This is a genomic window from Streptomyces spiramenti (assembly GCF_012034385.1).
Classification (GTDB): Bacteria; Actinomycetota; Actinomycetes; order Streptomycetales; family Streptomycetaceae; genus Streptomyces; species Streptomyces spiramenti.
In genome coordinates this window covers 1-12,739 of sequence record NZ_JAAVJB010000148.1, presented here as the reverse complement: position 1 = coordinate 12,739, position 12,739 = coordinate 1, and the positions used below count along the sequence as shown (strand labels likewise).

Sequence of the window (12,739 nt, the reverse complement as noted above, 5' to 3'; positions counted from 1 at the left end):
CCCCCGTCCGGCGCGGGCGCAGGGTCGGGCGCGGCGTCCGGGGCCGGGCTGTCGGCGGTACCGGCGGGCGGTGCCTCGGCCAACGCGGTCCCGGAGGCTGTCGCGGTCCCGGAGGCCGTCGCGGCACGGGCACCGGTCGCCCGGTCGGTGTCGGGGGCCGGCGCGGTCGCGGGGTGGTGGTGCGTGGTCAAGACAGCGCTGCGGAGACCATCAGCGCGGTGCCGATGTACATCGTGCCCTGGACCCACGCTGCCGGGTGCGGCCGGTTCTCCACGTCCTCCATCACCGTCGCGCCCATGCGGCCCGGGGTGATGATGCCGACGACGGCGAAGACCAGCGTCATCACCAGCACGCCCGCGAGGCCGTAGACCAGGGTGCTGGTGAGACCCCACATCAGGCCGTCCTGGAACTCGCTGGAGCGGATCGCCTGCGAGATCACCAGGCCGACGCCCAGCATCTGCCCGCTGAGGACGATGGAGGCGCCCTTGTTGCGTTCCTTCCAGACCACCTCGATCAGCTTGCGCGGGGTCACCAGATCGAGCGCGGCGAAGCCGGCCGCCATCACGATGAACCCGACCAACCCGTACGCGATGGTGATGCCGGCCGACTCGAATATCTCCGCCACGGTCGCCTCTCTCGCACACCGCGCCTGCGGTGCCCTGCTGTTGTCCGCCGGTGCCGGTCGATCGCCGGGCCCGGACGGGTTCCGGTGTCTGTCGCCGCGCAGCCCCTCACGACCGGTGCCGCGCGGTGGTGCCGCCGGTACCTGCTGCTCGCGCGTGAGGTTGCGCGTGCTGGTGGCGGGCGCGCGGTGAACGCGACCGCCACCGGTATTCAACCCTGTTCCGGCCGTTCGCGGCAGCGGTGCGGTCACCGAATCCGGTGGCCGCCGTTGTTCCGCCTACTTGCCGCTGCCGGGCCCGCCGCCGCGGAAGCCCCCGCCCCCGCCCGCGCCGCCGCCGCCGTTCCCGCTGGGGCCGGGCACCGGCCACACGGTTCCGATGTCACTGTTCCAGGTGCGGTGCGCAGTGCGGTACGGCGACACCTCGATCCGACTGCCGCCGCCCGTCGCCGAGTTCACCCGTACCACGTGGTTGTGGTAGCGGAGGTAGACCCGGTTGGGCTTGTTGACCCGGCTGCCCGCCGTGGTGTTGCGGTCGATGTCCGTGGCGACCTGGGACGGGGACATGTTCGCCGCGGTCCAGTGACTGCCGCTGCGGCTGTACGTCTCGCCGATGTAGCTCCGCGGCACCTCGTTGTAGGAGCCCCCGCCCGAACCGCCGCCGCAGGCCGTCAGCAGCATCATCGTCAGCGTCACGGCCACGGCCGCCGCCGCTCTGCGCGCCCTCACCGCGACACCGCCACGGTGCGGGTCTCCACTATCTCCAGCGACCGCGGGTACGTGTGCCACGTCCGCCACTCCACTCGGGGGCCGGCGCCGTCCCCGCCGTGGTCGGCGTCCTCGGCGGGCCGCACCGAGAGTGCGGTCACCGCGTCCGGCGCGCCGGGGAAGACGCCGAACAGCGCGTCGTCGCGGTCGGCGAGGGTCTCGCGCAACCGCTGCACCCGGGAGGTGAACGCCGCGGGGGAGCACCGCCGGGTGTGCGACGCGAAGCGGTACGACCAGCCGTCCATGTCGCGCTCCAGCACGGCCGGAAGCCCTTCGCCCACGCCCTTGCCCAGGCAGGCGACGGTCTCCCGGATCGGCCCGGCGAACACCTGGTGCGAGGCGCCGAGCAGCCGCAGCCGGACGGTCACACCGTCGACCGGTACCTCGGTGGTGAGCAGGGCCTCCTGGTCGGGCAGGCCCAGCGCGAGGGAGAGGTCCTCGGGGGAGGAGTCGAGATAGGGCGTCTCCAGGGTCGCGGCCGTCATGCGTCGCTCCCCGGGTACACGGTGAGCGTGCCGTTGGGGATGCGCTCACCCAGCGAGGCCTCCCAGCTGCCGGAGCCGTCGTCGCCGAGGTAGCGCTCGAAGGCGAGCCCGCGGTTGCCGGGGCCCTCGAAGTCCGCGTACTCGACGCGGCCGGTGGCGCCGACGCCGGTGGTGCCCTCGGAGGTGTAGTCGGCGATGCCGTGCTCACTGCGGCGGTAGGTGACGCCGTCCACGGTGAGGGTGCGCGCCGAGGGTGAGAGGTCGGGGCCCTCGTACGGCGTCCACATCATCACCTCCAGGTCCGGGTCCTCCTCGACGGAGATCCAACGGCGGCCGGAGCCGTCCTCGTTGAGGGCGTCCAGGAAGTGCTCGTCCCAGGTGAAGCCGCCCTCCTTGAGGCGGATCGACCCCCGGACGAACATCCGCTCGCCGAGGTACTCGACCATGTCGCCGGCGCGCAGCGTGCGCGGGTCGCCGGAGGCGGCGTCGGAGCTGTCGAACGGATCGCGTGGCAGTGCCGGTCGTGCCTCCTGGGCGGCGCGCTGTCGGCGCAGCAGCAGGACGATCAGTGCCGCCATGAGAGCGATGACAACAAATGACAGTACATAAGCCATAGTTGGCCCCCCGTGGCTGTGAACGTGACTGTGCTGTCAAGTATCCCACGCAGCGCCCCGCCCGCTCGGTTCCCCGGTGGCCCGCATTTCCCGGGCGGGGCCCGCCCGGCGACCCCGGCGCGGAGGTCGTTCGCGGGATTCCGTCCGGTTCAGCGCGCCTCGCGCGCCAACCCGCCGACCCGGCGGTGCAACCGCTCCAGCCACGGTTCGGACTCCGGCTTCATCAGCACGCTGCGCAGCACCGCGACGTCCCGGGCTCCTTCGAGCGGGACGGCGGGGTGACGGGCGGCGAACGCCGCCGCTGTAACCCGCGCGGTACTCAGGAAGACGGGGTCGGCCGCCCCCTGCCGCATCCCCGCCCGCAGCACCGCCTCGGCCGCCGCGCTGACCCGGGGCGCCGTGGTGGGTTCTGTCCGGGGGTAGTAGCAGACGATGTCCAACTCGGGCCGCTGGTAGAGCTCCAGGTCCGGGTCGTCGGCGAGCGCGTCCGCCCAGCGCAGCGCCGCCCTGCGGCCCGGCGCCAGCACGGCGCCCAGCCCCTCCGGGGTGAGCGGGAAGAGCCGCAGCGTGAGCCAGAGCGCCGCGGCGGTCGCGCCCGCGCGGGAGCACTCCAGGCTGATTTCGCCGAGGTGCGGCTGCCGCGAGGTGAAGTAGGTGTACGGCGAGTCGTGCCGGAAGAAGCGCGCGGTGGACCGGTCTCGGAAGAGCACCGCGCCGCAGCCGTAGGGCTGGAGGCCGTGCTTGTGCGGGTCGATCACCACCGAGTCGCACTCGCCCAGCACCGCCCACGGTGCCGGATCGACCAGCGGGCCGACGCCCGCCCGCCCCGGCGCGGACTCCCGTGTGGGCGGCCCCGGGTCGGACGACCCCGGCGCCGGCTCCGGCACGAACTCCCGCACGAACTCCGGTGCGGGCGCCGCCGGGGGCGTGGCGCGGTCCACGGCCAGCAGCTTGTGGAACCCGCCGTACGCGGCGTCGACATGGACCCGCGCGCCGTGGGCGCGGGCGAGCGGCAGCAGCACGTGCAGCGGGTCGACCGCGCCGAGTCCGGTGGTGCCGGTGGTGGCGACGACCGTGCCCACCACGCCGGTACGCAGCAGCTCCTCCAGCGCACCGGGGTCCATGCGTCCGTCCCCGTCGACGGGGACCGGGTGGCCGGGTACTCCGAGCAGATGGCACATCCGCTCGTGGGTGTAGTGGCTCTCGGCGCTGTACGCGACCCCGCGGTCCGGGTGCAGCTCTCGGGCGACGAAGAGCGCCTCCAGGTTGCCGAGGGTCCCGCTGGAGGTGAGATGGCCGAGGTGGTCGTCGTAGCCGACCATGGCGGCCAGTTGCTCCATCACCTCGACCTCCAGGGCGGAGGTGGCCGGGCCGCCGTCGAGCGCGTGGTTGTTGGGGTTGATCAGCATCGCGGCGACGTGCCCGGCGACGGCCGCGGGGTGCGGCGGCTTCAGCATCTGGCCCGCGTAGCGCGGGTGGAAGAACGGGTAGCTGCCCGACAGTCGGCTGCCGAGCTCCTCGAAGGCCGCGGCGAACCGGTCGGGTTCGACGTGCAGCGACGGGTGGACCTCGTGGGGGCCGAAGCCCTCCTCCCATGTCCGATGGCGTTCGACGGCTCGGTCCAGCCAGGCGCTGAGGTCCATGGTGTCCTTCGGTTCGGTGCGGGTGCCACCGGCGGTGGCACCGTCGGGTTGCCGTTCGCTGCCCACCGCCTCGGCGACGCCGGCTGTTCGGAGGAGGAGGCGGCGGAGGCGGCGGATGCCGGGGCGGGAACCCGGTGGGGAGTGGACCCGCCGTCCGGCGACCAGCGGCGCGAGGGTCTCGTCGATGTCGGCGCGGGCCGGGCGCAGGTAGCCCGTGTCGAGCCGGTGGCGGTCCATCGCACAGGTGGCGCGGAGCAGTTCGGGTCGACGCAGCAGCGGGCAGCCGGCCCTCGTACGGCTGGAACAGCCACGTGTGCGGGTCCACGGTGATCGAGTCGGCGCGTGCCGGGCCGCGGCAGAGTTCACGGCCCGCCGGGGTGACGGCGGCGGCGACGCCGTGAGCGCCGTCCACGTGCAGCCAGAGTCCGAACTCCTCGCACACCTCGACCAGTTCCGGCAGCGGGTCGACCGCTCCGGTCCCGGTCGTCCCCACGGTGGCGACGACCGCGAACGGGCGCAGCCCGGCGGCCGATCCCCGCGCACCCGCTTTCGCAACCCTGCTGCCGACAGGCGTAGTTGCTCGTCGGGTTCCAGCGCGACCAGCTGCGAACGCCGCAATCCGACCAGGTGGGCGGCACGGGCGACGGACGGGTGTGCCTGGGTGGAGCAGTAGAGCCGGGCCTCGGCCGGCACCCCCTCACCGTCCAGCCGGTCGTCGCGGGCCGTGGCGAGTGCGGTGAGGTTGGCGAGCGACCCGCCGCTGAGGAAGAGCCCGCCGTGGCTGCCCGGCAGTCCCAGCAGCTCGCACGACCAGCGCACGGTGGTGAGTTCGAGCTGGGTCGGGCCGGAGCCGACCAGCCAGGCGCCGGGCATGCTGTGGAACGCCGCCGCCGGCGCGTCCGCCGGCACCGCCGGGTAGTTGCCGGTGGTGGGCACGAAGGCGAAGCACCGGGGGTGGTCGAACCGGATGCCGAGCGGGAGCCCGTCGCGGACTGCCCGGTCGACCGCCTCGACGAGCGATCCGGGTCGCTCCGGCAGTGGGCCGGCGAGCAGCGACCGCAGCTCGCCCGGGGTGGCGGTCGCGTGGGGCGGCCCGTCGGCCACCGTGGTGAGCCGGGTGAGCACGGCTTCGACCAGGTGCCGGCCGGCCGCCCTCATCTCCGCCTCCCCGAGCGCCGGTTCACCTTCTCGGAGTGGCTCGGCACCGGCGTGCCGTGCCTCCCGCGAGACGTCGCCGTCGCTGGCGCCGTCCCGGCGTGCCTCGCCCCGTGTGCGTCGGCGGCCGTCATACGGCCCCGCCGACCCCGCCGCCGGGCGCGCCGGGCGCGCCGGGCGACGGCGGTGAGGGGGAGCCCGGGCATGAACCGGCTGATCCGCAGGGTCCTGCCGGGCAGCCGACGCAGCGCCGTCGCGAGGCCGGCAGGGGAGTCCAGGACGAACGTGCCCTGGCCGAGGAGGTTGTCCTCCCGCCGCTGGGGCACGGCGCGTTCCCAGTGGAAGGGCCAGTAGTCGCTGGCCGGTCCGCGTGACCGGGCGGGGACGACGGTGTGCTCGGCGACGGGGACACCCGCCTCGCGGAAGAGGTCGAGTGCGGCGATCTTGTCCGCGGCGAGGGCGGTCACCGCGGCCGGTGGCGCCAGCAGTCGGTGGCCGTGCAGCGCCGCCCATCGGGCGGCGTGGTCCCCGGGCTCCGGCGCGAACGCCACGGCGAAGGTGCGGGGCGGGAAGGCGGGCGCACCGACGGCCGGGGCGCCGGCCGAACGCGTCCGTTCGGGCGGGACCGCGTCGCACAGCAGCGGTGGGACGGTGGCCGCGTGCGGCCACTCCGGCCGGGGGCCGAAGGAGGCGAGGAGGAACCCGGACCGGTCGAGCCAGGTGGCCCGATCGATCAGGGAGGCGAGCAGCCCCGACCCCACGTCGGCGTCGATCCCCGCCGGCGTCGTGACGGGCTCGGCCTCGGGGGTCCCGTTCCCGGTGACCCGCTCGTTGTCACCGGTACGGCCGCCGTCCCGCGCCCCGGCGCCCGCGCTCCCGCTCTCCGTCACCTCGACACGCACCACCCGCGCTCCCGTCCGGCGGGCCGCACGGCCTGCCGGAACGGAGCGAAGCAGCCCCGGGGGCGGCGGGCAGCGCGGTACCGGAGGGTGGCGTCGCAAACTGCCGGATCGGGTGGTTCGGCCCGGTGCGTCTGTTCGGGTGACGACCTGCCGTTCCCCCTCACCCGCCAGGGGGCGCGGCGGAACGGCCGGCCCGTTCGGAACGGCGGCCCCGCTCGGAACAGCGGACCGCCGCGTGCCGCCTCGGAACAGCGGACCGCCTCGGAGCAGCGGACCGCCTCAGAACAGCGGACCGGTGAGCGTGAGCCCGAGGTCGTCGCCCGTCTTGACGAAGAAGGCGAACAACGCCAGCGCCGCGCCTGCGAGCGCCAGGTCCTTGTTGAACTGGATCATCTCCTGCTGCCGCGCCCCGGCGTCGCCCTGCTGCCAGAAGGCGTGCATCAGCACCGCCGTCGGGAGCAGGAACAGGAACAGCAGCAGCGCGCCGATGTCGGGCCAGATGCCGAGGAGCACCATCAGCGCCCCGACCAGCATCACCACGCCGCTCGCCCGGGTGGCCATGACGGGTGACGGGACGCCCTTGGCGCCGGCGTACTGCGCCATGGCCTTCGTCTGGGTGAGATGCCCGACCGCGGAGCTGAGGAAGAGGACGACGAAGAAGATGCGTCCGATGAGGATCAGGACGTCCATGCTGCACTCCTGTCACGTGCGGTGACGGCTTGCCCCCTTCCGTTCACGGTAGGCGCGGTCTGCCGCCACCGCAGAGCGGCGGCGTGCCCGGCGGCACGGCGCACCCGCGTGGCGACGGCCGGTCGCCGACTGTCCGGCTCGTGGCCCCGGCCGGTCGAGGCGTCCCGGAAGCCGCCCTTCGGGGGCGCGGATCGGCCAAAGGTGGCGGAAGGGGGTGCACGCTCCGAAAGGGCGCGGGCGGTACGCGGTTGGGGCGTGAGCGGTCTCCCGGGTCGCGAGCGCGTCGGGTGGCCCCGCCGCCACGCCGACATGCCCGGTCATGCCCCGCCGTGTCCCGGGCGCTCCCGTCTCGCCCCGTACCGTCCCGATACCGGTGGGCACCCGGCCGGTCGACGTCCGAGGTGAGCCGTCGCGGCGGGTTGCGCCGGGTGTCACAGTCGTCCGACCATTTCCCGGGGCGAGGGTCCCGGGGTCCCTGCGAAGGGTTACCCTGGCCTGGCCTGACAGACGGCGGGGAGAGATCGGCAGGTCTCAGCGAGTGGCGTGAGCGGCAGGGGAAACGATGGACGCGCTGGTGCTGGACGGCCGGTACCGGATCGGGGAGCGGCTCGGCGAGGGCGGCATGGGCGCCGTCTGGGAAGCCGTTGACCTGCGACTGGAGCGACATGTCGCGGTGAAGGTGATGAGCGGTGTCTCCGTACGCCGCGACCCCCGGGCCAAGGAGCGGTTCGACCGCGAGGCCAAGCTGCTCGCCGGACTCGCCAGCCCCTACGTGGTCACCGTCCACGACGCCGGTGAGGCGACCGTGGAGGACAGCAACCTCCTCTACCTCGTCATGGAGCGGCTGCACGGACGCTCCCTGGCCGACGTCATCGAGCACGCCCTCCCCACTCTCGACGAGGTCGCCCGCTGGGCGGAGCAGATCTGCCGCGCGCTCTCCGTGGCGCACGCCGCCGACGTCGTCCACCGCGACCTCAAACCCGCCAACGTCATGGTCTGCGCGGACGGCCTCGTCCGCGTCCTCGACTTCGGCATCGCCGCCGTGCTCAGCGAGTCGGCCGACCACGCGCGGCTCACCAGCACCGGCGTCGTCGTCGGCACGCCCGCCTACATGGCGCCCGAGCAGATCGAGAGCGGCTCCTACGACGCCCGCAGCGACCTCTACTCGCTCGGCTGCATGCTGTACGAACTCGTCGTCGGACGGCCGCCGTTCAACAGCAGCGCGCTCTACGCGCTGATGCGCGACCACGTGACGGCCACCCCCGAGCTCCCCAGCGCGCTGCGCCCTGGAGTGCCGGAGGAGTGGGACGAACTCATCCTGCACCTGCTCGCGAAGAGCGCGGACGACCGTCCGCTGGACGCGGCCGAGGTCGCCCGGACGCTGCGTCAGCTGCCGCGCCCCGAGGTCGAGGACACCCCGGACTACGTGCCCGCCGCCCTCGGCGAGGAGCCTCCCGGCTACGTCCCGACCCGGGTCGACCCCCGGATGGCGATGGTCGCCCCGACCGTCCCGGAGATGCCGCCGCCGCCCTTCGAGCCGCCGATGCCGGCCGAACCGCCGATGCCCGCGGGCCCGCCGTGGCTCCTCCCGGGGCAGCGCTGCGGACCGTACCCGGACACCGAGCGGCTGACGGTCGCTCTCGGCTGGAGCCTCGCCCCCGACACGGAGGAGGCGCCCGAGGTGGACGGCAGCGCCTTCGCGGTCGACGCCGACGGGCAGGTCCTGAGCGACCTCCACTTCGTCTTCTACAACAACGTCGCGCTCCCCAGCGACCACGACGAGCAGGGCGACTCCATCCGGTTGCAGAACCCGAGCGTCGAGGAGGGGGACGACGGCGAGGACGCTGCCCCCGACGCCACACCGCTCCACGGCGAGGGCGACGGCGAGCAGCGGTTCCTGGTGGAACCGGGCCGACTCGACGCGGACACCGACCGCATCGTCTTTGCGCTGTCGCTCCACGAGGCCGAGGAGCGTGGACAGAACATGTCCGCCCTGGCCGACATGACCGTGCGGGTGCTCGACGCCGACACCGGCGCCGAACTCTGCGGCTTCCGGCTGGAGAACGACGCCGTCGGCGACGGCTACGGGCTCTCCCTCGGCGAGTTGTACCGCACTCCGCAGGGGTGGGGGTTCCACGCGGACTGCGCGGCCCACCCCTCCGGTCTGGTGCAGATCGCCCAGGTCTACGGCGTCAACGTCTGACCGCCGCCGGCGCCCACCTCAGACCCGCGCGGGTTCGCTTCGGACGCTCGGGGTGCGGTGGTGGTCCGTACCGCGTCTGTCAGTGGCCGTAGCCGTGGCGTCGACGCCCGCCGGCCCCGCCTTCCGCCCGCGAGCGCCCCTCGCCCCGTGAGGGGCCGGGCCCGCGCGCGGCGCGCTGCTGCGGCCCGCCCGGTCGCGGCCCGCTGCCGTCCTGCGGGGGCATCGGCTCCGAGGCGGTGCCGGTGGCGCGTTCGCCGCGGGCCCGCGCCTGCCGCAGGCGGCGGGTGACCACGACCAGGTCGATCACCGCCAGCAGCGTCAGGACTGCTCCGGCGACCACCAGCAGCCCCAGCTCGCCGCGGTCCGGGGAGTCGCCCGGACCGGTCACGCCCCACCACACGGCGAATCCCACGGTCAGCGCGAGGAAGAGCGGGGCGAAGACCCAGGACAGCACCAGCCGCAACGTGAGGTCGCTGCGCGCGGTGATCGGCTCGGTACCGGTGCGGGGGTTGCGCCAGCGGTAGGGGTGGTGGTCGGGGTCCGCCGTGTCCGCGCGCGGTCGGCCCCCGTGCGGCGGGTCGGCGGGGGGCTCGTCGCCGTGGGGCGCACGGCCGTCCGGTGTGCGTCGGTCCGGTGCGCGGTCGTCCGGTGTGCGGTGGTCGTCCTGCATGTCGGCCTCCTCCCTTCGAGGGTAGTCCCGGACACCAGGGTGGTGCCGTGATGAACAGCTCGTGCGGGAACTGCCCGACACCCCGGGGCGTCTGGTAGAAACGGGGACGGTCCGGAACTCGCTTACCTCGGGGGACAGCTGTGGCGAAAGGGATCTCCGTGCGCACTCTGGCGCGCGCGTGCGGCATCGTGGCGGTCACCTCGGGGGCGGTCCTCGTCGGCACCCTGCCCGCGGTCGCGGCCCCCGGCACGGCGCAGAGCGGCGTGGCCCGGGGGGTGAACACGGCGCTGCCCGCCCAGGACGGGATCTCCGGCACCACCGAGGACGACGCCCACGACGAGGACGGCCACGAGCACGACCCGCAGGAGCTGGTCTCGCCGGAGCTCGCCGAGTTCGACGAGGAGTTGGCCGAGGCCGCCGAGGAGATCGAGGAACTGCGCGAGGAGGCCGCCCGCGCCACCGCGCGGCACGAGCGCCTGCGGCGCAAGTCCGCGCAGGAACAGGCCGACCTGGTGGTTCTCGCGGAGGAGCTGAAGAACGAGCAGACGCGGCTGGACACGCTGCGGGCGATGGTCGGCCAGCAGGCCGGTTCGCGCTACCGCGCGGGTGGCGGCGCGGCGCTGGCGCACCTCATGTTCTCCGAGTCGCCCGAGGCGTTCTTCATCAGCAGCTCGCTCATCGGGCGCGGCGAGATGACCGCGGTGACGCTGCTGGAGCGCACCCAGCAGAGCGAGGAGCGGCTGAAGGAGGCGGAGAAGGAGATGCGGGACCTCCGCGCCGACACCGCCGAGACCACCGCGGAGCAGCAGAAGATTCGGGAGGGCGTCGAGGAGAAGCTCGAACTGGCCGAGGAGCGGCTCACGGAGCTGGAGGAGGCCAAGGCGGCGGCCGTGGAGCGCATCCGCGCCGAGCGCGCGGCCGAGCGCCGTGCCGAGTCGGGCGCGGCGGTCGACGAGGACGAGGTGCTGCGTGACGCCACCGACCCGGGGGCCTGCGCGGTCTCGGTGCGCGACGACGAGCGGCTCGCCGAGGACGCGGTGGAGGAGGAGTGGACCTCCCCGGTCCACGAGGCCTACACGCTGACGGCTTCCTACGGGCAGAACGGCAACCGCTGGTCCTCCACCCACTCCGGCCAGGACTTCGCGATCCCGAGCGGCACCCCGGTGCTGACGATCGGCGCGGGGCGGATCGCAGCCACCAGCTGCAACGACGCCTACGGCCACGCCGTGGTGGTGGAACACGAGAACGGCTACTACAGCCAGTACGCGCACCTGTCGGTGATCGAGGTCGAGGCCGGCCAAGAGATCGGCGCCGGGCAGCGCCTCGGCCGGTCGGGCAACACCGGCAACTCCTCGGGCCCGCACCTGCACTTCGAGATCCGGCTGACGCCGTGGATCGGTTCGGCGGTCAACCCGGTGCCGTGGCTGCGGGACCACGGCGTGGAGCTCTGACCCGGAGGCCTCCGCCATGGCGGAGGCCGCCCGCCACGGCCGGCGCGGCGCGTGCCGCCTGACGAGCTGTCCTGCGGCAGTCGGGCCGTGCGGCGACGGGGCGGCCCGGGCGTCCGGCGGATGCCGTCGCCCGGGCCCCGTCCCGTGCCGTGCCGCGGTGGCGGCGGAGCCGGGCGTCAGGCGACCGGCTCCGCCTCCTCGGCGCGCTGGCTCATCGTCACCGGGCGGACCTTGCCCTCGATCATCGCGCCGAGTCCGCGGACCGCGCACAGCCCCGGCTCGTCGGCGATCGCGACGGGCATCCCGGTGTTCTCGCGGAGGGTGTCGGCCAGGCCGGGCAGCTCCGCTGCGCCGCCGGTGAGGGTGATGCCCCGGTCGGCGAGGTCCGCCACCAGATCCGGCGGGCAGCGGTGGAGCACCGACCGGATGCCGTCCAGCAGCGAGGTCAGCGGGGTGCGGACCGCGTTGCGGAGGCTGCCCTGGTCGATGTGGACGGTGCGGCCCAGCCCGGTGGCGACGTCCCGGCCGTGGACCTGGGCGTTCCCGTACTCGCTCCCGGCGAGCGCCAGGTGCAGCGGGCGCACCGCCTGGCTGGGGAGCAGCAGCTCGTGCTGGTTGCGCAGGTACTGGACGAGGGCGCGGTCGACGGTCTCGCCGCCCATCGGCACCTTGTCGGCGGCGACGATCGAGCCGAGGGAGAGCACGGCGACCTGGGTGGTGGTGGCGCCGCACTGCACGATCATCGCGGCTTCGGGCTGCTCGACGGGGAGGCCGGCGCCGATGCCGGAGGCGATGAGGCTGTTGACGAGCTCGACCCGGCGCGCGCCGAGGCCGAGCAGCGTCTCGTAGGCGGCGCGGCGGGCCAGCGGGTCGGCGTCGTGCTGCACGCAGATCCCGATGCGCAGCAGCGGGCGGCGGCGCAGTGCGCGACGGAGCTTGGTGCCGACCATGGCGCGCAGCATCCGCTGGGCCATGTCGATGTCGACGACGGTGCCGTTGTTGATGGGGCGGACGACCCGGATGTTGTGGGGGGTGCGGCCGTCCATCCGTTCGGCGGGGGCACCTACGGCGATGAGGGCGCCGGTCCGGGTGTTGACGGCCACCACGGAGGGCTCGTCGACGATCAGGCCGGTCTGCTTGAGGTAGACGCGGGTGCGCGAGGCGCCGAGATCGACGGCCACGGCACAGCGGCGGATCTGGTCAAGGCTCATGGTCATATCGTCACCATGCGGCCACGCAGCGTGGTCTGCATTCCGGGGTGGTCCGGACGGGGGACGGCGTACCGCGAACGGCTCACGGGGTGTCGGTACCGGGCGGTGCTCCGCCGGTCCCGCGTGGCCCGGGAGTCGGCGGACCGCGGTGGGGGAGCAGGAGCGGCGTTACTGCCGTGACCTGGCATTATGTGCGTCTCCGTGCCCGCCGGTCCGCTGTCGGCGCCGGTGGCCCCGGCTGTCGGCCGGTGGCGGGGCGGGTCGAGGGCGGCGCAACCCCGAGGGCGGCGTGATCCGAGGGCGGCGGGGCCGCGGCCCCGCCGCC

The 12,739-nt window shown here is 74.3% G+C and carries 11 protein-coding genes and 2 pseudogenes; 2 read left to right on the top strand and 11 right to left on the bottom strand.

Annotation, left to right across the window (positions count from 1 at the left end; all coding sequences use genetic code 11):
- From HCJ92_RS24400 to HCJ92_RS16645, 9 genes and pseudogenes are all read right to left on the bottom strand, one after another.
- Positions 1-191, bottom strand: a pseudogene (locus HCJ92_RS24400) (hypothetical protein); the annotation flags it as partial.
- The gene (locus HCJ92_RS16680; RefSeq protein WP_167934398.1) at positions 188-625 is read right to left on the bottom strand and encodes a DUF350 domain-containing protein; all 438 of its coding nucleotides are present in this window, start codon (positions 623-625) and stop codon (positions 188-190) included. The pseudogene HCJ92_RS24400 and the gene HCJ92_RS16680, both read right to left, overlap by 4 nt.
- A gap of 276 nt (positions 626-901) precedes the next feature.
- Entirely contained in the window at positions 902-1,351 is a 450-nt protein-coding gene (locus HCJ92_RS16675; protein ID WP_167934397.1) for a DUF4247 domain-containing protein, read from the bottom strand.
- Positions 1,348-1,875 carry a DUF2617 family protein gene (locus HCJ92_RS16670; protein WP_167934396.1) on the bottom strand — a complete coding sequence of 176 codons (528 nt, stop codon included), beginning with the start codon at positions 1,873-1,875 and terminating at the stop codon, positions 1,348-1,350. Before HCJ92_RS16670 ends, HCJ92_RS16675 begins: the two co-directional genes overlap by 4 nt.
- Positions 1,872-2,453 carry a DUF4178 domain-containing protein gene (locus HCJ92_RS16665; protein ID WP_209311224.1) on the bottom strand — a complete coding sequence of 194 codons (582 nt, stop codon included), beginning with the start codon at positions 2,451-2,453 and terminating at the stop codon, positions 1,872-1,874. The genes HCJ92_RS16670 and HCJ92_RS16665 overlap by 4 nt, the downstream gene beginning before the upstream one ends.
- A gap of 185 nt (positions 2,454-2,638) precedes the next feature.
- Positions 2,639-4,132 carry a pyridoxal phosphate-dependent decarboxylase family protein gene (locus HCJ92_RS25640; RefSeq protein WP_420824730.1) on the bottom strand — a complete coding sequence of 498 codons (1,494 nt, stop codon included), beginning with the start codon at positions 4,130-4,132 and terminating at the stop codon, positions 2,639-2,641.
- A gap of 361 nt (positions 4,133-4,493) precedes the next feature.
- Positions 4,494-5,290, bottom strand: a pseudogene (locus HCJ92_RS16655) (pyridoxal phosphate-dependent decarboxylase family protein); the annotation flags it as partial.
- A complete protein-coding gene (locus HCJ92_RS16650; RefSeq protein WP_167934394.1) occupies positions 5,287-6,192 on the bottom strand; it encodes a hypothetical protein in 906 nt (301 codons plus the stop codon). The gene HCJ92_RS16650 and the pseudogene HCJ92_RS16655, both read right to left, overlap by 4 nt.
- Before the next feature lie 276 nt (positions 6,193-6,468).
- Entirely contained in the window at positions 6,469-6,879 is a 411-nt protein-coding gene (locus tag HCJ92_RS16645) for a DoxX family protein (RefSeq protein ID WP_167934393.1), read from the bottom strand.
- A 562-nt stretch (positions 6,880-7,441) separates the two neighbouring features.
- Here HCJ92_RS16645 and HCJ92_RS16640 point away from each other — a divergent pair.
- Positions 7,442-9,082, top strand: coding sequence for a protein kinase domain-containing protein (locus tag HCJ92_RS16640; protein WP_167934392.1), 1,641 nt, complete (start codon positions 7,442-7,444; stop codon positions 9,080-9,082).
- 79 nt (positions 9,083-9,161) lie between these two features.
- On the opposite strand, the gene HCJ92_RS25040 is transcribed toward HCJ92_RS16640, so the two are convergent.
- Positions 9,162-9,752 (bottom strand): DUF6343 family protein, encoded by a 591-nt coding sequence (locus tag HCJ92_RS25040; RefSeq protein WP_245240938.1) that lies wholly within the window; start codon positions 9,750-9,752, stop codon positions 9,162-9,164.
- A 158-nt stretch (positions 9,753-9,910) separates the two neighbouring features.
- On the opposite strand from HCJ92_RS25040, the gene HCJ92_RS16630 reads away from it, so the two are divergent.
- Positions 9,911-11,203, top strand: a complete 1,293-nt coding sequence (locus HCJ92_RS16630) for a peptidoglycan DD-metalloendopeptidase family protein (protein ID WP_167934391.1) — start codon at positions 9,911-9,913, stop codon at positions 11,201-11,203.
- Between the two features lie 176 nt (positions 11,204-11,379).
- On the opposite strand, the gene HCJ92_RS16625 is transcribed toward HCJ92_RS16630, so the two are convergent.
- Positions 11,380-12,420: a rod shape-determining protein gene (locus HCJ92_RS16625; protein ID WP_167934390.1), complete on the bottom strand. Its 1,041-nt coding sequence runs from the start codon at positions 12,418-12,420 to the stop codon at positions 11,380-11,382.
- Positions 12,421-12,739 lie beyond the last annotated feature (319 nt).

Coding starts and splice junctions, on each gene's coding strand:
- HCJ92_RS16670 (WP_167934396.1), bottom strand. CDS start 1,875: ATGACGGCCGCGACCCTGGAGACGCCCTATCTCGACTCCTCCCCCGAG.
- HCJ92_RS16665 (WP_209311224.1), bottom strand. CDS start 2,453: ATGGCGGCACTGATCGTCCTGCTGCTGCGCCGACAGCGCGCCGCCCAG.
- HCJ92_RS25640 (WP_420824730.1), bottom strand. CDS start 4,132: ATGGACCTCAGCGCCTGGCTGGACCGAGCCGTCGAACGCCATCGGACA.
- HCJ92_RS16645 (WP_167934393.1), bottom strand. CDS start 6,879: ATGGACGTCCTGATCCTCATCGGACGCATCTTCTTCGTCGTCCTCTTC.
- HCJ92_RS16640 (WP_167934392.1), top strand. CDS start 7,442: ATGGACGCGCTGGTGCTGGACGGCCGGTACCGGATCGGGGAGCGGCTC.
- HCJ92_RS25040 (WP_245240938.1), bottom strand. CDS start 9,752: ATGCAGGACGACCACCGCACACCGGACGACCGCGCACCGGACCGACGC.
- HCJ92_RS16625 (WP_167934390.1), bottom strand. CDS start 12,420: ATGACCATGAGCCTTGACCAGATCCGCCGCTGTGCCGTGGCCGTCGAT.